Here is a 24,750-nt window from a genome sequence, read left to right as displayed (position 1 = left end):
CGGCCGCGGGCCGCATCCGCCGGACTCACGACAGAGGAGAAAACCAGTGGCTTTACGCATCAAGCGTGTCAGAGTGGCCGCATGCGCAGTCGGCGCGTTGACCGCCGTCACGCTCGCGCTGAGCGCCTCACCGGCCTCCGCAATCGGCACCTACAGCGGTCTCGCCTACGTCTACGGCGGCGGAGCCTTCGGGAACGACTGGGACGACGAAGGCATCCTGTCGACGGGCACGAACACCTCTTCGAATGCCACCTGCCTGTGGCAGAAGATCCTCTGGGCGGACGGCAATCTCACCTCCGCCTCCGACATCGACGGCGTCTTCGGTACGAAGACCAAGGCCGCGACCGAGGATTGGCAGAGCGACTGGGACGCCAGTCCTGACGGAGCGGTCGGCAAGGAGACCTTCGGCAAGGCCGGCGAATGGCTGCGGGACACCGACGGCGACGGAGCCGTCGACACCTACGTCGGCTCCGCTCACTCGATCAGCGTCAGCCGCGACGACCAGGGCCGCTATCACTTCTACGACGGCGGCGGCAACGGACGCATCGCCGGCTATGACTACCTGACCTGCAGCTGATCCTGCGGGCATCAGCTCACTGATGCCCGCAGGCATCGGCTGCCCCGTGCGATGCCTGGTTGTCGACGCGCCCGCCTGCTCCTGGACGCGGTCGGCCGCGTCGACACCAGGGTCGACCGGGACCGCGACGATGCGTTTGATGGTCCAGTGCCGGCCGCAGGCGGCTTGGGGGGACGCACCCGGCGGGAGCGGAGGAAGGCGTCGACCGCCGTCCGGGCGACTGCGTTCCAGGACCACCACGCGCCCCGGCACCAGTCGGCCCGGACGGCTCACCAGGACCCGGTCGCCGTCGACGCAGCCAGGGCTTGCAGGGTGAAGAGCCGGGCGTATGAGGGAGAGGGAAGGGAGAGGCGGCAGGGGTCGTCAACCGGTACCGCTCGACGACCGGTCAGGTACGCAGATGTATACAGGTGTTCGGGCCGACGATGCGGTCCGCACCGCCGGCGATGTGGTGGCGGCTCCGTCGGCGATCTACTGAAGCACGTCAGCACCGCCGGGCAGCGCACCGACGACATAGCGCTCCTCGTGCTGCGCTACGGAGCATGACGTCCGGTCACCCGAGGGAGCCGAGGGCGGTGAGGATGTCGGCGGGCTCGGCGCGCCTGGTGTAGTCGGAGTCGACGAAGGCCCAGCGGACGATGCCGTCGCGGTCGATGACGTAGCAGGCGGGCAGCGGCAGGGTGCGGGCATGGCCGCCGTTGACGCGCTGGAGGTCGAAGCCGAACTCGTCGTAGACGGCGGCCAGGTCGTCGGGCAGGTCGAACGCGAGGCCGTACTGCCTGGCGGTGTCCGAGCCGAGGTCGCTGAGCACGTCGAAGGCCAGCGCCTGCTTCTCCGCGAGGGTCAGGGACTCGTCGGGGGTCTGCGGGGAGACGGCCACGAGCCGGGCTCCGCGGGCGGTGATGGCGTCGTGGTGCTGCTGAAGGGCACGCAGGGCGATGTTGCAGTACGGGCACCAGGCACCGCGGTAGAAGGTGAGCACGACCGGCCCCGCGGCCAGCAGTTCGTCCAGCGCGACCACCCGCCCGGTGGCGGCGGGGAGGCTGAAGCGGGGTGCCCGGTCGCCCGTGGAAAGGGCGCGGTCGGCCTGTCCGGACGCGGCGAGTTCCCGCGCCGCGCGGTCCATGACCTCCCGTCGCGCGGCCGGGATCTGCGCATGGCGGGATTCCAAGAAGGCGCGCAGTTCGGCGTCGAGAGTCATGCCTGCCTTTCCTCCAGCTGACGACAAGTCATCTCGGAATGAACGTTCCGAGATGTGTTCAGCCTAGCGGGCCGCGGCGTTATCTTGGAACCCCTGTTTCAGGATGATGAGGGAGCCATGCCGGACATCAAGCACTTCGACCCGGACGCCGCCCTGGACACGGTCGTGCGGCTGTTCTGGCAGCGGGGCGTCGCCTCGACCGGTGTCCAGGACGTCGTGACGGCGACCGGGCTCAACCGTTCCAGCCTCTACGCGACCTTCGGCGGCAAGCAGGACCTCTACCTCGCGGCACTCCGGCGCTACGTCGAGACCCACTCCCGGCCCGCCTTCCGCCGCCTCGCCGGGGACGACCGGGGCCTGCCGGCCGTCGCGGAGTTCTTCGACGGGCTGATCGAGGTGCGCTGCTCGGGACCGTACGCACGGTGGGGCTGCATGGTCGTCAATGCGCACGCCGGCGCCGAGAGCGGTGACGCGGCGGTCCGCCGCGTCCTCGAGCAGCACCATCACCAGTTGCGGGACGCCGTTCTCGCCGCCCTGCGCGCCGCCCGGGAACAGGGACAGCTGGACCCGGGAACCGACCTGGCCACCGCCGCCGAGCTGCTGACCCTGCTCGCCTACGGGGTCAACGCGCGCTCTCGTGCGGGCGCCGACGCCCGCGCCCTGCGCGGGACGGTGTCCGCAGCGCTGGCCTCCCTCGGCAGCCGGTGAGGGGCCGTACGGTCGGGGCGTACGGCCGCCGGCGGTCACACCAGTTCGAGCACGAGCTTGCCGACGTTCTCGCCGCGGAAGAGCATCTGCAACGTCTCGGGGAAATCGTCCACGGTCCCCCGCACCACGTGTTCCTTGACCTTGATACGGCCGGCCCCGATCCAGGCGGAGATCTCCCGCGCGGCCTCCGCGTAGCGCTCGGCGTAGTCGAAGACGACGAAACCCTCCATGCGCGCGCGACGCACCAGCAGCGACAGGTAGTTCGAGGGGCCCTTGACCGGGGTGGTGTTGTTGTACTGACTGATCGCACCGCACACCACGACGCGGGCGTGCATCGCGAGCCGGGTCAGGGCGATGTCCAGGATGTCCCCTCCGACGTTGTCGAAGTAGACGTCGATGCCGTCCGGGGCGTGCTCACGCAACGCCTTCTTGACGTCGTCGCCCCGGTAGTCGATCGCCGCGTCGAAGCCCAGTTCACCGGTGAGCAACGCGCACTTCTCCGGTCCTCCGGCGATGCCCACGACCCGGCACCCCTTGGCCTTCGCGATCTGACCGGCGATGGTTCCGACCGCACCGGCCGCCCCCGACACCACGACGGTCTCGCCGTCCTTGAGCGCCCCGACGTCCAGCAGCCCGAAGTACGCGGTCATGCCCGGCATCCCCAGGGCGCCCAGATACGTCGACGGCGGGGCGAGCGAGATGTCGACCTTCATGGCGCCCCGTCCGTCGGAGACCACGTACTCCTGGACGCCGAACGCGCCCACCACATGGTCACCGGGCTTGAAGCCGGGGTGGTCGGAGGCGACGACCTCGACGACCGACCCGGCGCGCATCACCTCGCCGATGCCCACCGGAGGCAGGTAGGAGGGGCGGTCGTCCAGCCACCCCCGCATGGCCGGGTCGAGGGAGATGACGCGCGTCCGGCCCAGGAACCGGCCGGGGCCGGGCTCCTCGACGGGTGCGGAACAGTGCTCCCAGTCGTCGGGCCCCACTTCGCCCACGGGACGGGCTGCCAGACGGACCTGGCGGTTGGTCGCAGACATCAGTGCCTCCAGTTGTTCGCGGCTCCCAGTGACCATACCGACCAGTAGGTACGAAGGTATGCATGATCTGCGCCACACTCGGCTTGCGCTGCGCAGAACACGACGGAAGGGGCGGACACCGCCCGCACGGCCCGCCCACGGTGGCCTGTCCCCCGCCTTGCTGCGGCCGACGACGAGGTGTCAGCCCGCGGCCCGCTTCACCAGCTCCGCGATCCGTGCCCCGTCGCCGCTCGTCAGGTCCCCGGTCAGCGCGTACGAGACCGGCCACGTCGCGCCGTCGTCCAGGTTCGCCTGGTCACTGAAACCGAGGGTCGAGTAGCGGGCCTTGCGAGCCGTCTTCACCTCTTGGGCGCGGTCCTTCATCGCGGCGCGTTCCTCGGCCCGTGAACACCGTGCTGCTCTTCGCGGTTTCCTCCCGTTCGGCGTCCCCCTCACGGGACTGACCCGATGCCAGGGACCGCTGGCGGGCGTGGCTTTCCAAAACCGACCGGCCGGCTCGGGTGGCAAGAACAAAGGCAAGGAGCTCGCCCACTCCTTGCCACTCTTAACATATAGCGCACTGGGGACCTTGCGGCAAGCCCCGGGTCGTGCTGCACAATCTCCGGCCTAGCCAGGGGGTTTGATGATTGATGTGATCGTTGCCGGTGGTGGACCGACCGGCTTGATGCTGGCCGGCGAGTTGCGTCTGCACGGTGTGCGGGTGCTCGTGCTGGAGAAGGAGGCGGAACCGGCGAAGGAGGTCCGCGCGCTCGGACTGCATGTGCGCAGCATCGAGGTGATGGACCAGCGCGGTCTGCTGGAGCGGTTCCTCGCTCTCGGCAAGCAGCACAGGGTCGGCGGTTTCGTCGCCGGCATCGACAGGCCCTGGCCCGACCGGCTGGACACCGCGCATGCGTACGTCCTCGGTATCCCGCAGACCGCCACCGAACGCCTGCTGGCCGAGCACGCCACCGGGCTCGGCGCCGAGGTCCGGCGTGGCCGCGAACTGGTCGGGCTGATCCAGGACGCCCAGGGGGTGACCGCCGAACTGGCCGACGGAACCCGACTGCGCTCGCGCTACCTCGTCGCCTGCGACGGTGGCCGCAGCACGGTGCGCAAGCTGCTCGGCGTCGGCTTCCCGGGCGAGCCCAGCCGCGTGGAGACACTGCTGGGGGAGATGCAGGTCGACGTGTCGCCCCAGACGCTGACCGCCGTGACGGCCGAAGTCCGCAAGACCCAGAAGCGGTTCGGATTCATGCCGCTCGGGGACGGCGTGTACCGCGTCGTCGTGCCCGCCGAGGGAGTGGCCGAGGACCGTACGGCCCCGCCCGTACTCGAGGACTTCAAGCAGCAGTTGCGGGCCGTCGCGGGCACCGACTTCGGCGTTCATTCGCCGCGCTGGCTGTCCCGTTTCGGCGACGCGACCCGGCAGGCCGAGCGCTACCGCGTCGGCCGGGTGCTGCTCGCCGGCGACGCGGCGCACATCCACCCGCCCGCCGGAGGGCAGGGACTCAACCTCGGAATCCAGGACGCGTTCAACCTGGGTTGGAAACTGGCCGCCGCGGTCGCCGGCTGGGCACCTGAGGGGCTGCTGGACAGCTACCACACCGAACGGCACCCGGTGGCCGCCGCGGTGCTGGACTACACCCGCGCACAGATGCACCTGATGTCCACCGAGCCGGGCCCGCAGGCGGTGCGCCGACTGGTGGCGGAACTGATGGACTTCGAGGAGGTGAACCGGTATCTGATCGAGAAGATCACCGCCATCGACGTCCGCTACGACTTCGGCGGGGGCCACGAACTGCTCGGCCGCCGGCTGCGGGACGTGCGACTCGAGCGGGGGCGCCTCTACGAGCTGATGCGCGACGGCCGCGGACTGCTGCTCGATCAGACCGGCCGGCTCTCCGTGGCGGGATGGACGGACCGGGTCGACCACGTCGTCGACGTCAGCGAGGAGCTGGACGTGCCCGCGGTACTGCTCCGACCGGACGGCCACGTGGCATGGGCCGGTGACGACCAGCGGGACCTCTTCGGCCGGCTGTCCCGGTGGTTCGGCGCCGCCGACGACCGGGCGCCCGGTCCGGTGCGAAACGGACCCGCGCCGCTCGCCGAGCCGCCGGGGGCTACGCCGGGCGGGTGACGGCTCACCGGGTGAATCCGGCCGGGGCCGCGGCCCGCGGCAGCGCCCCGCACACCGGCCGGCGCCCCCGCCGACCGTGGGGGCGCCTGGGCAGCGGCACCGCCGCTGACGTCTGTCAACACGGTCGAGCAGGCGGGACGGACACGGCGGGTGGGCGCGACCGGGCCGCGGTACAGGAGAGTCATGAGACAGTCCCGAATAGCGTCCGGCGCGTCCTCCCTGCTCCTCGCCACCACCTGCGTCCTCGCCGGTCCCGTGGCCGGGGAGGCGGCGTCGGGCTCGGCAGCCCTCGGCTACGTGGCCCTCGGGGATTCCTACGCCGCCGGTGTCGGAGCCGGCGACTACCTTCCCTCCGACGCGGGCTGCAGGCGCAGCAGCCTGGCGTATCCCGTCCTGTGGGCCGCCACACACGCGCCGGCGTCGTTCGACTTCGCCGCGTGCAACCACGCCAGGACCAGCGACGTCATGGCGAACCAAATGGGCCGGCTCGGCCCGCGCACCGGACTGGTCACCATCACGGTCGGCGGCAGCGACGCGGGATTCGCCCGCGTCATGACGACCTGTGTGCTGCCCGGCCAGGCGGCCTGTCTGTCCGCAGTGGCCGCCGCCGGTTCCTTCATGGACAGCACTCTCCCGGGCAACCTGGACCGTCTCTACTCGGCCGTCCGGAACAAGGCGCCCGCCGCCCACGTCGTGGTGCTCGGCTACCCTCACCTCTACCGGCTCCACGGCACCTGTTCGAGCGGCCTCGAGAACAACGAGAGGTCCGCGCTCAACAAGGCGGTGGACCGCCTCGACGGTGTGATCGCCCGGCTCGCCACCGCCCACGGGTTCACGTTCGCCGACGTCCGGGCCGCCTTCACCGGCCACGAGATCTGCTCGTCCAGCCCCTGGCTGCACAGCGTCGACCTGCTGGACCTCACCGGTTCCTACCATCCCACGGCGGCGGGGCAGTCCCTCGGCTACCTTCCCCCGCTGACCGGCGCGAGCTGAGCGTCTGCGCCGCGCCGGTGAGCAGGGACGGCCGATGGCGGTATGCCCGGCTTCAGTTCCCTGGCTCCGGCGCCGTGGTCTCCGTGACGTCACCCGCGTAGACGAGGGCCACCCGGTGGTTGTACTGGATGGTGTACATCTTCTTGCCGCCGAGGACGACCCGGCCACTGGACGGGAAGTAGTCGTCGGTGGCGGCCGGGGGCTGGGTGGCCACGTAGGCCTGACCGGCCGGGACGGTGTACTGGCCCAGCGGCGCCTGGGTCGAGGCCCCGAGGCCCGCCGGGTACTCGTTGGCGTCCGGGTAGCTGGAGCCGTAGACGGACACGGGCGCCTCGCCGGAGCCCTGGACGACCCTCACACCGTGTACGCGGGTGGTGTTGCAGCCGTGCGGGTTGTGGAACCACACCTTGGACCCGCTGAACCAGATCGCCGTCCAGTCGCCCTCCTGCCCGGCCACGACGAACTGCTGACCGGCCTGCGCGGTGCTGCCCCAGTCGTTGATCCGGTCGGTGCCCGAGCCGTTCGGGTGCAGCGCCTGGTCACCGAAGAGCGGGGCGTCCTCCTGGGGTGCCGTGCGCAGGTACACGAAGTTCGCCGGACCGGACCGCTCGGTGCACTCCGTGGTGGCACCGGTCGGGTCGTCGGAAGGGCAGACCTGCATGGTCTGCTGGTTGCGGTCGAAGCCGGGAGTGATCGCGACAACCGAGCCGACCTGGCCCACGCCGTGGCGCCCGGCGACCGGGGCACCGAGCAGTCGCATGAAGTGCTCCCAGTCCCACTCCGGCCCCGGGTCCCAGTGCATCCCGGAGACCAGCGCCGTGTTGGGCCCGGCCACGTTGTCGTGTCCGAGGATGTGCTGCCGGTCCAGTGGGATGCCGAACCGCGCGGCCAGGTACTTCACCAGCTCCGCCGTGGCCTCGTACTGGGCTTCGGTGTACCAGGTGCCGCCGTGGGCGGCGTAACCCTCGTGCTCGATGCCGATCGAGTGCATGTTGGTCGAGTAGTTGCCCGCGTGGAACGCGAGGTCCTTGGTCGGCACCATCTGCGTCACCGCGCCGTCGGAGGACCGCATCACATAGTGCGCGGCACTGCGGCCGGGGGTCTGGAAGAAGCTGATCGCGGACTCGTACGAAGACTCGGTGTCGTGGATGACTATGGAGTCGATCCGGATTCCGTTGGCGGGGCGGTCGGAGACCTGACCGTTCGAGGGGGACGCCGGGACGAAGGTGCACGAGACGGTGACGGGACACTCGGTCGTGCCGTCCTGAGCGGTGACCGACTTTCGCCCGGCCGACGGTGAGGCGGCCGGGCGGAGGCCCGGCACGGCGCGCAGGGTGACCCGCTGGCCGTCGTCCGTGGTGCGCGAGACCCCCTTGCGCATGGTCGCGTAGACCCGGTCAGCGTACGCGTCGGCCGCCCGGCGCTCGGTGCTGCCACTGAACCGGGCCACCGCCGTGTACCAGGCGGCCGGGTCGGGGGACAGTGCGCCGGTCGCCTCCTTCTGATACGACGCCAGGAGCGCGGCGCCGCCACGTATGTTGGCCGCCGGGTCGGTACGCAGCTCGTGGGCCGGCAGACCGGTGAGGCGGGCGGCCTTCCTGAGGCTGTGCAGGGCCGGGTCCGCCGCCGTCTTCGCCAGATCCGCACGGCCGACGGCGCCGGCGTCGCCACCGGCCAGCATCGCCGGTGTGAGGTCCGTCAAGTGCATGGGTCCGTAGCCGCCGTCGCTGCTGTACCTGCCTTGGTGCGCCTCCCAGGCCGACTGCTGGTACGCGACGGCCAGCAGCACCTCCGGCGGCACGCGGTACTCGGCGGCCGCGGCGGCGAACTGGTGCTGCCGCTGGGACGCTCCGGAGGTGACCGGGGATGCGCCGCCGGGAGCGGCGACCGCCACGGTGGGTGAAACCACGCCGGCCGCGGCCAGCAGGCCGGCGGCGACGAACGCGGTGCCACGGCCCCGCGCAGTGATGCTGCGTCTCGACATCAAGGATCCTGTGAATGGATGACGGGGGTGCCCAACGGCCCATCGGCACCGTGTGGTTGACGAAGCTAGCACACGCCTCGCCACTGACGGCCGGGCGACTTCCGACGGGCGTCGGCAACCGCGGTGCCCGGGCTTCCGGCTCTACTGCCGCGTCATGACTCGGCAGCCGTGAGACGGGTCGCCGTGCAGCAGACGGGACATCACGTCGCGTGGCAGTGCCGGGTTGGCGGCCGCTGCCGCCACCACTTGGCGGTCATGGTCGGCCGGCGGCTTCACGACCATGCGTGGGGAGGGCCGGATGGCCGGCGGCGAAGCGGCGTGTTCGTTCGTCGGTCAGGCAGGCGAGCATAACTCTGGCACTGCGCACGAGAGTTCATGTATGTCATGTCTCTGCCACTCACCTCGGAGTGCCGGAGTGAAAGGAAACCCCCGTGCGTCTGCGCCCCCTGCCCCCCTTGCGGCTCCTGTGCGGCACCGCCGCGCTCGCCCTGACCCTGCCGATGCTGTCCCCGGGCCGGGCCGCGGCGGCCGTTCCCGCCCACTCGGTCTATCTGCAGAACTACACCACCGGACTGAACGCCGCCGACAGCGGTGGCACGGTCGCCGCGCACAACCCGAAGGGCAACGAGGACCACCAGCAGTGGACCCCGGTCGCGGCCGACGGCGGATACCGGCTGCAGAACACCGACGAGTCCGGCACCTGCCTCGGCCACAGCGGCGCCTCCGCGGTGACCGCCGCCTGCGGGGCGGAGGGCACCACCTGGACGATCAGCGCGGACACGGACGGCACCTACACCGTGAGCGTGCCCGGCACCTCCCAGTACCTCACCGGATCCTCCTCCGACTCCGGTGCCGTACAACTCGGCCCCGGCGGCGACCTCGCCCGCTGGTACCTCACCCCGGTGACGTACGCGACCACCGGGATGCCGTCCGCCGACGGGCGCACCCTGGACCAGGTCACGTTCCTCACCGCGCACAACGCCTTCGCCAACGGCGCCGACGGGAACTTCGCCTCGTTCCCGGTCAGCCTCTTCCCCAACCAGAACTACGGCATCGGCCGGCAACTCGGCGACGGAGTGCGCGGCTTCATGCTGGACGACTACACCGTCTCCGGGAAGGCCGTGCTCTGTCACAACAGCTGCGACGGAGTGAGCAACCCGGTCCCCCTCGCCACCGACCTGCAGCGCATCGTCGACTTCCTCAAGGCCGATCCGAGCCGGTTCGTCACCGTGTTCCTGGAGGACTACGCCTCCTCCGACGTGCTGAAGTCCTCTCTCGCCTCCGTGAACGGGCTGTACGACGTGCTCTACCGGCCGGACCAGGAGGGGGTGGCGACGAAGGGATGGCCGACCATGGCGGACCTCGCGGCCCGCGGCAAGCAGCTGCTGGTCTTCAGCGACCGGACCCGGGCGAGCGACACCGCGAACGGCTGGGCGACCCGCGACACCTTCGGTGTGATGTACCAGCGTGAGTGGACCGTCGAGAACTACTGGTCCATGGGCGGCGGGCTCGGTGGTTCCGACTGGTCGTGCTACAGCCGCTGGGGCACCGGCCGGCCGCTGACCGCGGACTCGGCCGCCTTCCACCCGCTGTTCGTCATGAACCACTTCCGGGACTACCCGATCGGCTCCACCGCCGCGACGGACAACGGCAAGCTCCTCAACCGCGCCCAGAACTTCTGCACGCCCGCCGCCCGCAAGAAGCCCAACTACCTCGCCGTGGACCGCTACGACCTGGGCTCCCCCACGCCGCTCGCAACGGTCGGCACCCTCAACACCTACGTCCTCGCCTCCGGGCAGTGATCGACGACCGTACTTCCGCCTGCATGCACGCGTGCCCGCTGTTGGCAAGCGTCGGCCATGACTTTCGCTAGTTCGAGTGGCATATGCCAACCACCCGGGCGGCCCGGCAGCCGGTCCTCTTATCCTCCTGACCCTGCTTGAGCCTTCCCCGGACCCTCTGCGTCCGGTTCTGCGCTCGGTCTTCCTGGGGGTTCGCATGATCCTGCGCGCGAACGGTGTTCTGGTCACTGCAGTGGCGGGGGGCGCGGCCGCGGTCACTGCCGTGTCGGCGGACATCGGAGTGCCGGTGGCCTATGGGGTGGCGTCCGTATCGATCTTCCTGCGCGCCCGGACGGTTGTGGGGAGAGCCCGTCTTCGCCTGATGGCATCGGCCGTGTCGATGGGCGCCGGCGGGCTGCACCACCTCGTCCTGGCCCGCCTCGACTCCTCCCGGGCGCATTCCGCGGTCCTTCTCCACGCGCTGGTGTGTGCCCTGGCGGTCGTCGTGATCGCCGCGGGCACGGCGGCCGCGGTGGTGATGGCCGCGGCGGAGAGCGACCCGGTACTGATCCGGCTGCGAAGGCTCTGCGACGGCTGGCTGATCGCGGGTTCCCTGCTCACCCTCGGGCGAGCGGTCCTGCTGTACCGGGCCGACCAGGGCGGTGATGTGTCGATGTCGTTCCTCGGCGTCGCCCGGGCGGTGGCGGACGTCCTGGTGCTGGGACTGCTGATCGCGCTCCGGTACTGCCTGCGTCGCACGGACCGCGCCGCGCTCACGGTGGCCCTACTCGGGCTGGCCGGTGTGACCGCCGGTGACATCCTGCGCGTCACGCTCCCCCGCTCGGACACCGGCGGTCCCGCGGCGGTGTGCTGGGTGACCGGGTTGCTGCTCGTGGCGGTCTCACCGTGGTTGCCCGGGAGCGTCAGCGCGGTGGGGTTCGACCGGAAGATGTCTCCCGTCATCGGCGTGGTGACCCCCTTCGTTCCCCTGGCCGTCTGCTTGACGGCCTTCGCCGCCCACGCCGCCGTCGGGGCTCGCAGTGATGTGCCGATGTGGGTTCTGATGGGCTCGGTGCTCGTTGCGCTGTGCGTGCGGCAGGGGGTCGCTCACGCCGATCATCTGCGTCTCACCCATGAGTCGACGGCGCGCGCGGACCACTACCGGTCCCTGATCGACCACAGCTGCGACGTGATCACGACAGCCTCGCCGGACGGGCGGGTCCGCTACGTCAGTCCGGCTGTCCACCCGGCGTTGGGTTACCGGCCCGAGGACCTGGTGGGTGTGCAGATGCTCCGGCTGTGCCACCCCGATGACGTGGAGCAACTGCTGCGCGCCGTCCGTGTCCTGCGGCGGGACGCCGCGACGGACGGCCGCTGCACCGGCCACCGTGTGGTCTCCCGTGTGCGGGACGCCGCCGGACGGTGGCGCCATGTGGAAGCGGTGATCGGGCACCACCCCCAGGGACTGATCGTCATCAGCCGTGACGCGGGCGACCGGGTCGCGGAACGGGCCAGGCTGGAGCGTCTCGCCTTCCGCGACCCGTTGACCGGGCTGCCCAACCGGGCACTGTTCACCGACCGCGTCGCCGGGGCACTGCGGAACCGAACCGCCGGGGCGGCGGCGCCCGTGGTGCTCTTCGTGGACCTGGACGGATTCAAGGCCGTCAACGACTCCGCCGGGCATGCGGCCGGCGACGCCCTCCTGGTACAGGCCGCCCGGCGGCTGGAGGCCTCGGTACCGGCCGGTGACGTCGTCGCCCGTCTCGGCGGCGACGAGTTCGCGGCCCTGTTGGTCTCGCACGGCCGACCGGGCTCCTCCGGCGCGCTGGAGGTCGCCCGGCGGATGCTGGCCGCGCTGGCGGAGCCGTACCGGCTCGGCAGCACGACAGCCGTGGTCTCGGCGTCCATCGGCATGGCGGCGGCCGCCGCGGACAGCACCCCGCAGGAACTGCTGCACCGGGCCGACCTGGCTATGTACGAGGCCAAAACCGCGGGGAAGGGCCGGGTCCACGTGCACGGCCTGCGGCAACTCCCCGGACGGAGCCGCACGCCGACTCGTCACTGAGGTCCCGTTCGCGACATCAGCGGGAGTGGCCGCGCCGCGCACCGGTCAGGATGACGGCGGCCCGACGCGGCACGGCCGGGAAGCGGAACACTCCGCCGTGGCCCGGCGCCGGATCCGAGCCGAACGGCCCCTCCCGTCCTGAACCGCTCCGCCGGAGGATGGAGGTGTCGCACCGTGCTGTGAGGCGAGGATCATGAACGAGACGGTGTCCCTCGGCCGGATCGCCGGCGTGCGGGTCGGTCTGAACTGGAGTGTCCTGGTCATCATCGTCCTGGTGACGGTCGCGCTGGCGCGCGGCCGTTTCCCCGACGCGCACCCGGGCCACTCCCCCGCCCTGTACTGGGCGCTCGCCCTGCTCACCGCGGTCGTCTTCCTCGGCTCGCTGCTGGCCCACGAGCTGGCGCACGCCGTGGTCGCCCGCCGCAACGGCGTCCAGGTGGAGGGCATCACCCTGTGGATGCTGGGCGGTGCCGCCCGCCTGCGGGGCGAGGCCCCGACACCGGCCGCGGAACTGCGCATCGCGGGCGTGGGTCCGCTCACCAGCCTGCTGGCCGGCGGGGTACTGGCCGGCGCGGCCGTGGGCCTGGACGCGCTCCACGTGTCCGGGCTGGTGGTGGAGGCGGTGGCCTGGCTGGCCGCGATCAACGTACTGCTGGCCGTGTTCAACGCGTTGCCCGCCGCGCCGCTGGACGGAGGGCGGCTGCTCCGGGCGTACCTGTGGCACCGCACCGGTGACCGGCTGCGGGCCACGCAGGGCGCGTCGGCGGCGGGTCGGGTGCTGGGCTGGATCATGGTGGTGACAGGCTTCGCGACCGTGCTGTTCGCCGGTGACCTGTCCGGCCTGTGGCTGGCGCTGATCGGCTGGTTCCTGATCGCGGCCGCCACGGCCGAGGCCCGGCAGGCCGAGACGCGGGGCGTACTGGGCGGAGTGCCGGTCGGCCGCGTCATGACCCCCGACCCGGTCGCCGTGCCGGCCACGGCCACGCTCGCCGGCTTCCTGGCGGAGGGGCCCTTCGGCCCCTACCGCCACTCGGCGTTCCCGGTCCTGGAGGCGGACGGCTCGGTGGCCGGACTGCTCACCGTCCGACGCGTCGACGCGACACCACCGGGAAAGCGGGCGAGCACCACGGTGCGTGAGGTGATGCACCCTCTCGGCGACATCGTCACGGTCACCCCTCAGGAGCCGGTGCTCGATCTGCTCCCCCGTCTGGAGGCGAGCCCCGCCCGCCGTGCCCTGGTCCTCGATGAAGGCCGCCTCGTCGGCATCCTGACCGTCGCCGACGTCGCCCGCGCCCTGTCCTGGCCGGCCCCGTCCGCCCACGGTGGACACGGCGGACGGTGACGGGCGACCGGCCCTCCTGCGTCGCACTCCGTCTGCGGCACGGCTTCGAACGGCTTAGCCTGGGGGCATGCGCGGGGGCCCGGTCACCCTGTTCCTCTGCGGTGACGTGATGCTGGGCCGGGGTGTCGATCAGATCCTTCCGCACCCCGGGGATCCGGTGCTCCGGGAGACGTACGTCCATGACGCCCGTGCCTACGTCGAGATGGCCGAGGCCGTGAACGGAGCGATTCCGGCACCGGTCGGCTTCTCCTGGCCGTGGGGCGAGGCACTGCGGATACTCGACGAGGCCGCTCCCGACGCCCGGATCATCAACCTCGAGACCAGCGTCACCCAGGCCGGCCGGTTCGCGCCCGGCAAGGAGGTCCACTACCGGATGAACCCGGCCAACCTGCCGTGCCTGACCGCCGTCCGTCCCGACGTCTGTGTCATCGCCAACAACCACGTGCTGGACTTCGGGCTCGGCGGACTCGACCAGACGCTCGTCGCCCTGGCCGACGCGGGGCTGAGGACCGCCGGGGCCGGCCGGGACGCGGGCGAGGCGCGACGGCCGGCGATCGTCCCCCTCGCCGGAGGGGGCCGGGTGCTGGTCTTCTCGTGCGGGACGGCGTCGAGCGGCATACCAGGCGGCTGGGCCGCGACCGGCGCGCACGGCGGTGTGGACTTCGTGGCCGAGCCGTCCGGTGCGGCCGCGTCCGCGATCACCCGCCGCGTGCGGCAGATGAAGCGGCCGGGCGACATCGTGATCGTATCGGTGCACTGGGGGACGAACTGGGGGTTCGGTATCTCCCGTGAGGAGGTCGCCTTCGCCCACGCGCTCGTGGACGGCGGAGCGGACGTCGTGCACGGACACTCCTCGCACCATCCGCGTCCGGTGGAGCTCTACCGGGGGAAGCCCATCCTGTACGGCTGCGGCGACTTCGTCGACGACTACGAGGGAATCAGCGGCCACGAACGGTACCGGGACGACCTGCGGCTGCTGTACCTGGTCACCATGGAGCCGGGCACCGGGACGCCGGCCACCGTGCGGATGGTGCCGCTCCAGGCGCGGCGGATGCGGCTGGTGCGCGCGTCGCACGAGGACGCGGAGTGGCTGCGGACCGTTCTGAACCGGGTAGGCCGAGGCATCGGGTCGCGTGTCGCCCGCGAGCCGGACGACACACTCTTCCTCCGGTCACCGGGAGGACCCGCGCTCTGAGCCGGGGGTTGTCGGACCCGCGCCCTAGGATGACCGCCGTGGACGCCATGGACGCACAAGTGACGCTGGAGCCCTGGGCGCAGGACGACTTCTGGCTGCTGCGGAGATAGAACAGCCCTGAGATGACGGAGCACTTGGGCGGTCCGGAGACGGAGCAGCAGCTCGTCGCCCGGCACCGGCGCTACCTCCGGCTGGAGTCGGGGCAGATGTACCGGGTCGCGCCGGCCGGCACCGGTGACACCGTGGGCTCGATCGGTCTCTGGGAGCGGGAGTGGCGGGCGGGAACGGTGTGGGAGACCGGGTGGGGGGTGCTGCCCGAGTTCCAGGGGAGGGGTCTCGCCGTGACGGCGGCCCGCGCGCTCGTCGAGGCGGCGCGGGCGGCCGGAGGACACCGCTACCTCCATGCCTTTCCGAGCGCGGATCACCCCGCGTCGAACGCGGTCTGCCGGAAGGCCGGATTCGAGCTGCTCGGTGCGGTGGGGTTCGAATACCCCAGGGATCACTGGATCACGTCGAACGACTGGCGGGTGGATCTCGGCGGGGTCTGACCTCCACGGGGCGCGTCACGGTCCGGCCGCCGCTCCGCCCAGCAGGCGGCACGGCACCGCCCGCTCGCTGACGGTGTCCTCCCCGGCGCACTCGATCCGGTACAGGCAGGCCCCCGGGGCCCGGGTCACCGTCTCCGTGAGGCGTCCGTCGGTGAAGAGGGCGCCCACGCCGTCCTCCACCGCCCACCCGGCCGGCAGCATGCCGGTCGCCACGGCTTTCCGGTAGGAGGGACGCCGGCCCGGCTCGCCGTCGTAGTGCGGGCACACCGATCCCGGTAGCAGGCCGAGCCCGTCCGGCAGGAACGTCAGCGGGCCGAAGGAGTCGGTGTGTGAGCCCTCGGCCCAGCAGTTGGCACCGGCGCTGATCCCGCACAGCAGCGTTCCGCTGTCGTAGGCCTCGCCCAGCAGCCGGTCCAGCCCGTGTACCCGCCAGACCGCCAGCAGGTTGGCGGTGTTGCCGCCACCGACGTACACCACGTCCTGGGAGAGGACGAACGCCCGCAGAGCGTCGTCGTCGAGCTCACGCCGGAACAACGGCAGCACGGACGGTTCGCAGTCGCGGGACCGGAACGCGCTCAGGAACCGCTCGATGTAGGCAGGTGCGTCTCCGCTGGCTGTGGGGACGAAACAGACATTGGGCCGAGGGGCTCTCGCGTGGGACAGCAGCCAGTCGTCCAGCAGGCCGTCGTCGTCGGTCGAGAAGCCTCCTCCGAGGAGTACCACGCGGCGGGCGGGAGCGGCGGCGGGAGTGGGCGATCGGTCCATGGCTCAACTCACCGGCACGAGGGTCAGGTAGGCGAGGCCCATGACGCCGCGGTACCCCCTGAGCCAACGGCTGCGGTGCTCGTCGACGCGGTCGCGGGTCTCCTTCGCCAGCGGGTGGCCGGCGTGGGTGGCCAGCCACTCCTCGACGTCCGACTGGTAGGCCGACTCGAACTCCTCCCATTCGTCGTCGCTCGCCGTCTCGATCCAGGCAGGGCGGAAGCCGGCGGTGATGGCGAGGTCGACAAGGCCGGCGAGGTCGTGGAACTCGGAGGAGGAGGCGTCGGGCCACATCGCCGCCAATTCGTCCGTCGTGGGCGGCCGTTGCCAGAAGCCCTCGCCGAGAACGACTCGGCCGCCCGGGGTGACCAGCGTGCGCAGGGCGCGCAGGGCCGCGGTGATGTGCCCGGGTGGCTGCGCGGCGCTGAGGGCGTGGCCGGCGCCCAGGCAGAGTACGAGGTCCGCGGGGCCGCGGGTGGTGCCGACGCCGGACTCCTGGACGAAGCGGACACGCCGGCCCAGGCCCCTGGCCTCGGCGTTGGCGCGTCCGCGGGCGAGGTCCTCCTCGTTCAGGTCGATGCCGGTGCCGGTCGCACCGGGGGTCGCCTCGAGCAGACGCAGCATGAACTCGCCCCAGCCACAACCGATGTCGAGCACGGTTGCCGGGGCGGCCTGCGCGGTGAGCCGGCGGATCATCCTGGCCGCGCGGTCCTCGGAGAGGGGACCGTGGAAGGTGAGCCGGGTCAGTCGTGGTGGGGCGGCGCTGTCATCCATGAACCCGCACAGTAAGGAGGGTCGGGCCGTCGGCGACACCGGTTTTCGGTGCGGCGGCCCACGGTCGGGCGCACGGCCCGGACCGTCAGGTCCGGGCCGGAACCATGGCCGGCGTTGTGCGGCGCGGCAAGCCCCTGCTCAGGACACCGGGACCGGATCTTCCGCTCCGGCCCCTTCCCGCGTCGCGGAACCGCCCGACGGCTGGGTCGCGCACTGGGTCGTCTGCACCGTGGTGCCCGCGGCCCCGGGCGCGAGTGCCCAGAGAACGCCTCCACCACCCGAATCCTTGACCGTCACCTCACACCTCTCCTCCTGTCTGCCGAGGTCGGGACCAGGAGCGGTGCGGGCGGCGGCGGGTGCGGCGGAGGCCAGGGCCGCTGCGAGGACGATGACTGCTGCAGCGGCCGAGTGTGCGAGGGAGCGGTGCACACGGTGCGAACGCGGATTCTTCATGATCACACTCTGCGCACGGGAAGCTCCGCCGGAAAGCCGACAGGCCCCTGCGCGGGCAACTACACCCGATCGTACGTCCGGCAACTGGCGTCCAGGGTCGGCGGAAACGCCCACCCACCGGTCCAGGAAGGCTGCTTTTGTGGCCGCTTCGACATCCGTCCGCAACACATCACGGCGCACGTTCCCGCCGCTCGCGCCGTCACAGTCACACAGGACAGGATGGCGTCAACGGACACAGGGGACGGACAACATGGAGCGGAACCGGATCAGGCGGCTGAGCGGCGCCCTGCTCGCGCTCGCGACGGCGGGCGGCCTGCTGCTGACGAGCTGCGGCGCGTACAACGACGATTCCCGGGTCGACGGCCCCGAGCGCGGGAAGCACTGGGTGCCGGCTCCCGCCCGGACCAGGGACTCTGACGGGACGGCCGCCGGCTCCAACTCGCCGTCCGGCCAGGTGTCCACCTTCGCCCTCGATGTCGACACCGCCTCCTACGGCTATGCGTGCCGACTGCTCGCCGAGGGACGCCGGCCCGCACCGTCGACCATCCGGCCGGAGGAGTTCGTCAACAGCTTCCGGCAGGACTACCCCCGTCCCGACGGCAACGGCTTTTCGGTGACCGTCGACGGCGCCCGCACCGACAAGGCGAACTGGTCCCTGGTACGGGTCGGTCTCGCCACCAGGGCGGCGGACCCGGAGGGCGGACGGCCGCCCGCCGCCCTCACCTTCGTCGTCGACGTCTCCGGCTCCATGGAGGAACCGGGCCGCCTGGACCTCGCCAAGAAGTCCCTGGCCACGATGACGGACCGGTTGCGTGACGACGACTCGGTCGCGCTCGTCACCTTCAGCGAGAAGGCGGAGACCGTCCTGCCGATGACCCGGCTCGGCGGCCATCGCGGGCAGGTCCACGACGCGATCGACGGTCTCGAGGCGCTGTCCTCGACCGACCTCGGCGCGGGCGTCGAGAGGGGGTACGCCACGGCTGTCCAGGGGCTGCGCAAGGACGCCACCAACCGCGTCGTCCTGGTGTCCGACGGACTCGCCAACGACGGGAACACCGACCCGGACGCCATCCTCGAACGCATCGCCACCGCGCGCCGCGAACACGGCATCACCCTCTTCGGAGTCGGCGTCGGCAGCGACTACGGCGACGCCCTCATGGAACGCCTCGCCGACAAGGGCGACGGGCACACGGCGTACGTGTCCGACGCCGACGCCGCCCGCGAGGTGTTCGTCGAGCAACTCCCGCAGAACATCGAGCTGACCGCACGTGACGCCAAGGCGCAGGTCGCCTTCGACCCCGAGACCGTCGCCGAGTTCCGTCTCGTCGGCTACGACGACCGCCGCGTCGCCGACGACGACTTCCGCGACGACCACGTGGACGGCGGCGAGGTCGGCCCCGGCCACACCGTCACCGCCGTCTACGCCGTGCGCACCCGGCCCGGCCACGACGGGCACCTCGCCACCGCCACCGTCCGCTGGCTCGACCCGCGTACCAGGTCCCCGCACGAGGCCTCCGGCGGCCTGGAGACCGGCGCCCTGCACCCCTCCCTCTGGGCGGCCGGCCCGCGCTTCCAGGTGACCGCGGTCGCCGCCTACTTCGCCGACGCCCTGCGTTCCACCGACCACGACCGTGCCCCGCTTCCGGGCGCACCCGGCCTCGACGCCCTGCACCGCCACGCCGCCACGCTGGCCCGTACCACCGAGGACCCGGCGGTACGCCGGCTGGCCGATGCCATCGCGGAAGCGGGTCAAGGCCTGGACTGACGGCGGATCGGCCGCCACCGACCGGAACGGGTGACGGCCGTCGTCAGGCGGCGGTGTATCCGAGCTGGCGCCTCATGAAGGGCGTCATGAGCGTCTTGGCCTTGGCCAGTGTGGTGACGCGGCTGCCGAGGACGGCGCTCTCCCCGCCCGGCACGGGCAGCATCGTCACTCCGTCGCTGGAGCCGAACGGCACGATGAGCGGGGTGCGGTGAACCGCCCGGTAGGAGCGGGGCTGTCTGCGGTGCCTGCCCGAACCGCGCAGGTAGACACAGATGTTGTGCGCGGCGACCTCCGCCTGGGCGAGCGCGGCGGGGGTGACCTTGAGTTCGCCGGTGTCGTTCACGTCACCGACCGCGTACACGTCGGGCCGTCCCTCGACACGGAGCATCCGGTCGACCTTGACGTGCCCCGTACCGTTCAGCCAGTCACCGAGCCCGGCGAGACGCAGCCAGAGCGTGTTGGGGGTGGTGCCCGTGGCCCAGTAGGACACGTCGGCGGTGATGACGGCGCCTCGGCCGTCGCGGTAGGTGCCGAACTCGTTCCCCGGGGACATGAAGGAGTCGAGCCGTACCTCCACGTCGTGGGTCTCGAGCCAGGCGCGGGCCCTGTGCCCGGCGCGGGCGCTGCCGGTGGAGTGCAGCAACTCCGGCCCGGAGTGGGCGAGCGTCACTCGTGCGTCAGGCCGGGCCAGCCGTATCTCGGCGCTGAGTTCGACACCGGACGGGCCGCCACCGACGACGAGGAGGTGTTCGGCGGTGGCGACCTTGTGCTGGTGTTCCGCGAACGACTTGGTCGCTTCCTCGGCCGTGGTGCCGGTGAAGCGCGCCGGTTCGGGGTAGTCGGCGCCGGTGGCGACGACCAGCACGTCGTACGGCAGCCGCTCGCCCGTGGCCAGTACGACCTGTCGCCCGTCGGTGTCGACGCGCACCGCCTTGCCCAGGACCACGTTGCCGTTGCGCAGCAGGCGGTCGTACGGGATGAAGGGGGTCACCGTCCAGGCGGGGCGCACGCCGGCCCGCAGGGAGGCGATGCGGTGGAAGAACACCTCCTTGCGGTCCACGAGCGTGACCCGCGCCGTCGAGTCGAGCCGTTTCGCAAGGCGGACGCCCGCGTAACCGCCGCCGATCACTACTACGTTGGCGTCTCGCACAACGGTCTCCTGTGCCGTGGTGGGGGGAACGAGAAGGAAACTAACACTTGAAACTTAAAGCTAATGGCGGGCTTGGTGTGGGTGCTGTGAAGAGCTCTGCCCTCGGGCAGCAGCCGGTGGTCAGTCACCGCTCGGGCGGCTGCCCGGGCGGCGGAGCCGGGCGTGCAGGAGCAGGGCCAACAGCCCGCCAAGGGTGGTGTCGACCGCGCGGTAGAGGGCGGAGTCGCTCGGCGGTGCGGCCACCACTTGCAGGAACAGCAGCACGTAACCCGAGATGAAGGCGCAGAACAGCCCGTAGTTCACCGACTGCAGCCCGAACGCGCCCCAGAGCAGGAACGTCACCGCCGCCACCAGTGCGAGGCCCCGCAGCGGAACGGCGTCGGCCAGGGCCCCGACCGCCAGCACCCCGGTGAGGGTGCCGACCCAGCGGTCCACACCCCGGCTGGCCGTGGAGACCCAGCCCGGTTTGAGGACGTTCAGCAACGTCAGGGTGATCCAGTAACCCCGCTCGTCCGGCAGCAGCCGTGCGGCGGCCGTCTGTGCGAGTGCCGGCCCGAGGGCGAGCCGGAGGGCGTGCCAGCGGGCCAGTGGAGCCGGATGCCTGAGCGCCCGGCCGGTCGACCGCAGGACGGCCCGGACCGGTGGCCGTTCCGGGTCGGGGCCGGGCGGCCGGCTCGGCGCGGACGACACCGCCCGTACCGCGGCGCGAAGTGTGGCCCCGCGAAAGAGCAGACCGAGCGCGATCTGGGCCAGGCCGCCGATCACGGTGCCCGCGGCCAGCAGCGCGGCGGTGCCGGCCGGCTGGGGAGAACGGCCCAGCGTCACGAACCCCACCATGGCCTGCACGCCCATGGTGGCGGCCGCCTGGCCGGTGCCGGCGAGCAGGCCGGCGACGGCCCCGAGGAGGGCCGGCACGGCGATGGAGAAGACGGGGAGGTCTGTCTGCCGTGACCATGCCCAGGAAGGCCGCCGAGGCGAGGGCGGCGAGCGACACGCACATGGCCGCGCGCGGGCGGGCCGGCCCGGCCGTGGTGCCCACGGCCCCGGCGTTGACGGCGCCCGAGGCGACGATCATGCCCGGCCGCGGGCCCCACAGGGCCGTCGCGGCGGCGAGCACCGTGCCCGCCCCGAGCGCGTACCGCAGCCCCGCCCACGGCACCGCCCGCGACCAGTTCATGTCCCCGGCCCGCGCCCGTACTTCGGCGATCCTCCACCGCCTGGCCTCCACCGCAGCGTCCTCCAGCTCATGTGCTCTCCTGGCTCCCAGGACAGGTGGCTCTCTCGAGCGGAGATATGCCGGCGGACGACGGGCAACGCGCACTCGGGTTTATATGATCATCCGGTAACAAACGCGCAGACGGCCGGATGCCCTGCGGATACTGAGCGCATGCCACGCGTTCTGCTGATCGAAGACGACCGTGCCGTGCGGGAGGGAGTAGCACTCGCCCTGCGCCGCCAGGGACACGAGGTCGCCGCCGTCGAGACCGGCGAGGACGGGCTGGAGCACGTGCGGTCCTTCCGGCCGGACGTGGTGGTACTCGACCTCATGCTGCCCGGCATGGCCGGCCTGGACGTGTGCCGCGAGATACGCACCATCGACCAGGCCCTGCCGATCATCATGGCGACCGCGCGGGGCGACGACGAGGACATCGTCGTGGGACTGGAGGCGGGAGCCGACGACTACGTGGTGAAGCCGGTTCAGGCGCGCGTGTTGCAGGCACGCATCCGTGCCGTACTGCGCCGGGTGGCCGGCGCGCCCGCCGAGGGCGGCATTCCGAAGATCGACACGTACGGGGACCTGGCCGTCGACCGGGCCGGACTCTCGGTCGCCCGCGGTGGCGTACCGATCGCGCTGGCCCCGTCCGAACTACGGCTGCTGCTCACCCTGTCCGCCTCGCCCGGTCAGGTGTTCAGCCGGCAACAGCTGCTGGAGGCGGTCTGGGAGCACAGCTACCACGGCGACGCCCGGCTGGTGGACGCCTGCGTCAAGCGGCTGCGTGCCAAGCTGGGCGAACCACCGCGCGAGCCTCGGCACATCCAGACCGTGCGCGGCTTCGGTTACCGGTTCGCGGCACGGTGAGACGTCCACGAGCCCCGCAACTGCGCGGTCTGCGCGTACGGCTGGTGGTGGCCTTCACGCTCGTCGCCGCACTCACCGCGGCCACCACCGGTGCCCTGACCTTCCGTGAGGCGCGCACCGGCGTGCTCCAGCAGAGCCAGGACAACGTGATCCAGTTGCTGCGCGCCCAGGTCGGCCGGCTGGCCCCGCAACTCGGCTTCCCTCCGGGCCAGGACGAGCTGCGAGGGTTGGCGGCGGACGTGGCCCGCGCCGAGCCGTCCGGGACCTGGCGGGTCATGGTCACCTACGGCGGGCTGAGCGCCACCTCCGTCCCCGACGACCGCTTCGAGGAGCTGACACCCGCCGTGCGCGAGGCCGTGAACTCCAGCATGGCGACCGTCTTCCAACGGGTGCACAGCGGCGACCGCACCTTTCTGGTCGTCGGCATGTCGGTCACGTTCGCCACCCCCGGCGTCAAGGGCGTCTACGCCTCCGGGGTCCATGTCTTCCTGACGGTGCCGCAGACCACGGAACGGGCCTACGTCGACGCCCTGGTGACCGCCGTCGAACGGGCCACCGTGCCCGCGCTGGCGCTGGCCGTGCTCCTGGCGCTGCTCGCCGCGCGCGGGGTTCTGCGGCCGGTACGGGCACTGCGCCGCGCCACCCGCAGCATCGCCGAGGGACGGCTGGACACCCGGCTCGCGGTCAACGGATCCGACGAACTCGCCGATCTGTCACACACGTTCAACGAGACGGCCGCCGCGCTGGAGGAGTCGGTGGCCGAACTGCGCGGCATGGAGGCCCGGGCCCGCCGCTTCGCCGCCGACGTGTCGCACGAACTGCGGACCCCGCTGGCCGCCATGTCGGCGGTCACCGACGTCCTCGACGAGGACGCCGCCGGTCTGGACCCGGACACCGCCACAGCGGTCCGTCTGATCAGCGAGGAGACCGTCAAGCTGGCCCGTCTGGTGGACGACCTCATGGAGATCTCCCGCTTCGACGCGGGCGCCGCGGTGCTGCACCTGGACGAGATCGACTTCGCCGAGTCACTGCGCCGCACCCTCGCCGCCCGCGCCTGGACCGACCTGGTGGACACCGACCTGCCGCCGCCCGGCACCCTGCGCGGACGCGTCGACCCGCGCCGCCTCGACGTCGTCGTCGCCAACCTGGTCGGCAACGCGCTGCGGCACGGCGCCCGGCCCGTCGTACTCCGCCTGTACGAGGGCGGGGAGCCCGGCGGGGAGCGGCTCGCGGTGATCGAGGTCCTGGACAGCGGGCCCGGTATCCCCGACAGCGTGCTGCCGCATGTCTTCGAGCGGTTCTACAAGTCGGACGCCGCCCGTACCCGCACCGAGGGCAGCGGTCTGGGCCTCGCGATCACCGCGGAGAACGTCCGGGTGCACGGCGGCACCGTCCGCGCGGAGAACCGGCCCCAGGGGGGCGCCGTCTTCACCGTTCGTCTCCCGTTGCCCAGTGACGAGCCGCCCCAGGAGAGCCAGTGGTGACATCCGCACGCCGAGCCATGACCGCGCTGCGCCGGTCCGCGCTGCTGTTCGTTCCCGCCGTGTGCGCACTCACGTCGTGCGGCATCCCCACGACCGGAGTGGTGCAGGCCGGCGGTCCCGCCAGTGGCGTCGTGCCGATGACCTGGCTGTACTTCGTACTGGACGGCCACCTGACGGCCGTGTCCCGCCGGACCGACGCACCCGGCGACGTCGAGTCGGCCCTGCGGATGCTGCTCCTGGGCCCCACGGACGCGGAGCGGAGCGGGCGGCTGACCACGCGGCTGCCGCTGCCCGCGGGCATGCCGCCGACCGCCACGACTGCACCGGCCACCACCACAGCCGACCCCACTACCCGGGCTGCCCCGACTCCCGCGCCCACGGAGGGCTCCACCGTGCGGGTGGTGACACGGGAGGGCACCGTTTCCGTGCGGCTCTCCGCGTCCGAAGACGGGTTGAGCGAGCTCGCGGCGGCCCAGATCATCTGCACGGCTGTCGCGGCGGAGCGCGTCGCCGACCCCGGGGCCGCACCGGGAGCGGTCACCGTCACGGGCCCTGACGGCCGGCGCGTCGAAGGAAGCGCCGCGCGGTGCCCCCACGGCTCCTCGGGTGAGGTGCACGACTGGTCGGGTTTCTCGGGGGGCGTTCAGTGAAGATCCGGCGTCCGTCCCGGTGCCTGGCGCCGGCCCGACGTGTCCCGGCACGGGGGGACCGCGCGAACCATGCTTC

The 24,750-nt window shown here is 71.9% G+C and carries 21 protein-coding genes and 1 pseudogene; 13 read left to right on the top strand and 9 right to left on the bottom strand.

All coding sequences use genetic code 11. The annotated features are described in order from the left end of the window. The first annotated feature begins 73 nt into the window (after positions 1–73). Positions 74–577 (top strand): peptidoglycan-binding domain-containing protein, encoded by a 504-nt coding sequence (locus ACWC21_RS24965; RefSeq protein ID WP_450885036.1) that lies wholly within the window; start codon positions 74–76, stop codon positions 575–577. 553 nt (positions 578–1,130) lie between these two features. On the opposite strand, the gene ACWC21_RS24960 is transcribed toward ACWC21_RS24965, so the two are convergent. Next, on the bottom strand, positions 1,131–1,778 hold the full coding sequence (locus ACWC21_RS24960; RefSeq protein WP_450885035.1) for a peroxiredoxin-like family protein: 648 nt from the start codon (positions 1,776–1,778) through the stop codon (positions 1,131–1,133). Positions 1,779–1,895: 117 nt separating this feature from the next. Between ACWC21_RS24960 and ACWC21_RS24955 the strand changes: the two genes are divergently transcribed. Next, complete coding sequence (locus ACWC21_RS24955) at positions 1,896–2,486, top strand: TetR/AcrR family transcriptional regulator (RefSeq protein ID WP_450885034.1); 591 nt, start codon at positions 1,896–1,898, stop codon at positions 2,484–2,486. 35 nt (positions 2,487–2,521) lie between these two features. Here ACWC21_RS24955 and ACWC21_RS24950 read toward each other — a convergent pair whose 3' ends face one another. Both ACWC21_RS24950 and ACWC21_RS24945 read right to left on the bottom strand, forming a co-directional pair. Next, positions 2,522–3,529, bottom strand: coding sequence for an NADP-dependent oxidoreductase (locus tag ACWC21_RS24950; protein WP_450885033.1), 1,008 nt, complete (start codon positions 3,527–3,529; stop codon positions 2,522–2,524). 180 nt (positions 3,530–3,709) lie between these two features. After that, positions 3,710–3,892 (bottom strand): hypothetical protein, encoded by a 183-nt coding sequence (locus tag ACWC21_RS24945; RefSeq protein WP_450885032.1) that lies wholly within the window; start codon positions 3,890–3,892, stop codon positions 3,710–3,712. Positions 3,893–4,151: 259 nt separating this feature from the next. Between ACWC21_RS24945 and rox the strand changes: the two genes are divergently transcribed. Both rox and ACWC21_RS24935 read left to right on the top strand, forming a co-directional pair. Continuing rightward, positions 4,152–5,648 (top strand): rifampin monooxygenase, encoded by a 1,497-nt coding sequence (rox, locus tag ACWC21_RS24940; protein ID WP_450885031.1) that lies wholly within the window; start codon positions 4,152–4,154, stop codon positions 5,646–5,648. 183 nt (positions 5,649–5,831) lie between these two features. Further along, complete coding sequence (locus ACWC21_RS24935) at positions 5,832–6,641, top strand: SGNH/GDSL hydrolase family protein (RefSeq protein ID WP_450885030.1); 810 nt, start codon at positions 5,832–5,834, stop codon at positions 6,639–6,641. A 52-nt stretch (positions 6,642–6,693) separates the two neighbouring features. Here ACWC21_RS24935 and ACWC21_RS24930 read toward each other — a convergent pair whose 3' ends face one another. Further along, positions 6,694–8,625 carry an N-acetylmuramoyl-L-alanine amidase gene (locus tag ACWC21_RS24930; protein ID WP_450885029.1) on the bottom strand — a complete coding sequence of 644 codons (1,932 nt, stop codon included), beginning with the start codon at positions 8,623–8,625 and terminating at the stop codon, positions 6,694–6,696. Positions 8,626–9,125: 500 nt separating this feature from the next. Between ACWC21_RS24930 and ACWC21_RS24925 the strand changes: the two genes are divergently transcribed. The 5 genes and pseudogenes from ACWC21_RS24925 (at position 9,126) to ACWC21_RS24905 (ending at position 15,556) form a co-directional block, all read left to right on the top strand. Further along, complete coding sequence (locus ACWC21_RS24925; protein ID WP_450885097.1) at positions 9,126–10,427, top strand: RICIN domain-containing protein; 1,302 nt, start codon at positions 9,126–9,128, stop codon at positions 10,425–10,427. A gap of 361 nt (positions 10,428–10,788) precedes the next feature. Further along, positions 10,789–12,471 (top strand): diguanylate cyclase domain-containing protein, encoded by a 1,683-nt coding sequence (locus ACWC21_RS24920; protein WP_450885028.1) that lies wholly within the window; start codon positions 10,789–10,791, stop codon positions 12,469–12,471. Between the two features lie 193 nt (positions 12,472–12,664). Further along, positions 12,665–13,813: a site-2 protease family protein gene (locus tag ACWC21_RS24915; protein ID WP_450885027.1), complete on the top strand. Its 1,149-nt coding sequence runs from the start codon at positions 12,665–12,667 to the stop codon at positions 13,811–13,813. Positions 13,814–13,880: 67 nt separating this feature from the next. After that, on the top strand, positions 13,881–15,008 hold the full coding sequence (locus ACWC21_RS24910) for a CapA family protein (protein ID WP_450885026.1): 1,128 nt from the start codon (positions 13,881–13,883) through the stop codon (positions 15,006–15,008). A gap of 29 nt (positions 15,009–15,037) precedes the next feature. Next, a pseudogene (locus tag ACWC21_RS24905) lies at positions 15,038–15,556 on the top strand (GNAT family N-acetyltransferase). 15 nt (positions 15,557–15,571) lie between these two features. Here the strand turns inward: ACWC21_RS24905 and ACWC21_RS24900 are convergent. From ACWC21_RS24900 to ACWC21_RS24890, 3 genes are all read right to left on the bottom strand, one after another. Beyond that, positions 15,572–16,321 carry a Type 1 glutamine amidotransferase-like domain-containing protein gene (locus ACWC21_RS24900; protein WP_450885025.1) on the bottom strand — a complete coding sequence of 250 codons (750 nt, stop codon included), beginning with the start codon at positions 16,319–16,321 and terminating at the stop codon, positions 15,572–15,574. 3 nt (positions 16,322–16,324) lie between these two features. Beyond that, the gene (locus ACWC21_RS24895; protein WP_450885024.1) at positions 16,325–17,092 is read right to left on the bottom strand and encodes an SAM-dependent methyltransferase; all 768 of its coding nucleotides are present in this window, start codon (positions 17,090–17,092) and stop codon (positions 16,325–16,327) included. A gap of 138 nt (positions 17,093–17,230) precedes the next feature. Then, positions 17,231–17,545, bottom strand: coding sequence for a hypothetical protein (locus ACWC21_RS24890; RefSeq protein ID WP_450885023.1), 315 nt, complete (start codon positions 17,543–17,545; stop codon positions 17,231–17,233). A 250-nt stretch (positions 17,546–17,795) separates the two neighbouring features. On the opposite strand from ACWC21_RS24890, the gene ACWC21_RS24885 reads away from it, so the two are divergent. After that, a complete protein-coding gene (locus tag ACWC21_RS24885) occupies positions 17,796–19,310 on the top strand; it encodes a YfbK domain-containing protein (RefSeq protein ID WP_450885022.1) in 1,515 nt (504 codons plus the stop codon). A gap of 43 nt (positions 19,311–19,353) precedes the next feature. Here the strand turns inward: ACWC21_RS24885 and ACWC21_RS24880 are convergent, their stop codons facing one another. Together ACWC21_RS24880 and ACWC21_RS24875 are read right to left on the bottom strand one after the other, a co-directional pair. Then, positions 19,354–20,460 carry an NAD(P)/FAD-dependent oxidoreductase gene (locus ACWC21_RS24880; protein ID WP_450885021.1) on the bottom strand — a complete coding sequence of 369 codons (1,107 nt, stop codon included), beginning with the start codon at positions 20,458–20,460 and terminating at the stop codon, positions 19,354–19,356. Between the two features lie 120 nt (positions 20,461–20,580). Continuing rightward, entirely contained in the window at positions 20,581–21,375 is a 795-nt protein-coding gene (locus ACWC21_RS24875; protein ID WP_450885020.1) for an FUSC family protein, read from the bottom strand. A 472-nt stretch (positions 21,376–21,847) separates the two neighbouring features. On the opposite strand from ACWC21_RS24875, the gene ACWC21_RS24870 reads away from it, so the two are divergent. From ACWC21_RS24870 to ACWC21_RS24860, 3 genes are read left to right on the top strand one after another with little or no spacing between them, the layout of a single operon-like run. Beyond that, on the top strand, positions 21,848–22,540 hold the full coding sequence (locus ACWC21_RS24870) for a response regulator (protein WP_450885019.1): 693 nt from the start codon (positions 21,848–21,850) through the stop codon (positions 22,538–22,540). Then, on the top strand, positions 22,537–24,024 hold the full coding sequence (locus tag ACWC21_RS24865) for a sensor histidine kinase (protein ID WP_450885018.1): 1,488 nt from the start codon (positions 22,537–22,539) through the stop codon (positions 24,022–24,024). The genes ACWC21_RS24870 and ACWC21_RS24865 overlap by 4 nt, the downstream gene beginning before the upstream one ends. Then, positions 24,021–24,674, top strand: coding sequence for a hypothetical protein (locus tag ACWC21_RS24860; protein WP_450885017.1), 654 nt, complete (start codon positions 24,021–24,023; stop codon positions 24,672–24,674). The genes ACWC21_RS24865 and ACWC21_RS24860 overlap by 4 nt, the downstream gene beginning before the upstream one ends. The last annotated feature ends 76 nt before the right edge of the window (positions 24,675–24,750 follow it).

This window comes from Streptomyces sp. NPDC001348 (assembly GCF_053597535.1).
Note: the sequence above shows the minus strand (reverse complement) of the source record. Positions and strands in the feature narration are given on the sequence as shown.

What these genes read in the sequence shown, in the direction of transcription:
- ACWC21_RS24955 (WP_450885034.1), top strand. Translation starts at nt 1,896, where the DNA reads ATGCCGGACATCAAGCACTTCGACCCGGACGCCGCCCTGGACACGGTC.
- rox (WP_450885031.1), top strand. Translation starts at nt 4,152, where the DNA reads ATGATTGATGTGATCGTTGCCGGTGGTGGACCGACCGGCTTGATGCTG.
- ACWC21_RS24900 (WP_450885025.1), bottom strand. Translation starts at nt 16,321, where the DNA reads ATGGACCGATCGCCCACTCCCGCCGCCGCTCCCGCCCGCCGCGTGGTA.
- ACWC21_RS24925 (WP_450885097.1), top strand. Translation starts at nt 9,126, where the DNA reads ATGCTGTCCCCGGGCCGGGCCGCGGCGGCCGTTCCCGCCCACTCGGTC.
- ACWC21_RS24895 (WP_450885024.1), bottom strand. Translation starts at nt 17,092, where the DNA reads ATGGATGACAGCGCCGCCCCACCACGACTGACCCGGCTCACCTTCCAC.
- ACWC21_RS24950 (WP_450885033.1), bottom strand. Translation starts at nt 3,529, where the DNA reads ATGTCTGCGACCAACCGCCAGGTCCGTCTGGCAGCCCGTCCCGTGGGC.
- ACWC21_RS24935 (WP_450885030.1), top strand. Translation starts at nt 5,832, where the DNA reads ATGAGACAGTCCCGAATAGCGTCCGGCGCGTCCTCCCTGCTCCTCGCC.
- ACWC21_RS24960 (WP_450885035.1), bottom strand. Translation starts at nt 1,778, where the DNA reads ATGACTCTCGACGCCGAACTGCGCGCCTTCTTGGAATCCCGCCATGCG.
- ACWC21_RS24870 (WP_450885019.1), top strand. Translation starts at nt 21,848, where the DNA reads ATGCCACGCGTTCTGCTGATCGAAGACGACCGTGCCGTGCGGGAGGGA.
- ACWC21_RS24945 (WP_450885032.1), bottom strand. Translation starts at nt 3,892, where the DNA reads ATGAAGGACCGCGCCCAAGAGGTGAAGACGGCTCGCAAGGCCCGCTAC.
- ACWC21_RS24885 (WP_450885022.1), top strand. Translation starts at nt 17,796, where the DNA reads ATGGAGCGGAACCGGATCAGGCGGCTGAGCGGCGCCCTGCTCGCGCTC.
- ACWC21_RS24890 (WP_450885023.1), bottom strand. Translation starts at nt 17,545, where the DNA reads ATGAAGAATCCGCGTTCGCACCGTGTGCACCGCTCCCTCGCACACTCG.
- ACWC21_RS24915 (WP_450885027.1), top strand. Translation starts at nt 12,665, where the DNA reads ATGAACGAGACGGTGTCCCTCGGCCGGATCGCCGGCGTGCGGGTCGGT.
- ACWC21_RS24930 (WP_450885029.1), bottom strand. Translation starts at nt 8,625, where the DNA reads ATGTCGAGACGCAGCATCACTGCGCGGGGCCGTGGCACCGCGTTCGTC.
- ACWC21_RS24920 (WP_450885028.1), top strand. Translation starts at nt 10,789, where the DNA reads ATGGCATCGGCCGTGTCGATGGGCGCCGGCGGGCTGCACCACCTCGTC.
- ACWC21_RS24910 (WP_450885026.1), top strand. Translation starts at nt 13,881, where the DNA reads ATGCGCGGGGGCCCGGTCACCCTGTTCCTCTGCGGTGACGTGATGCTG.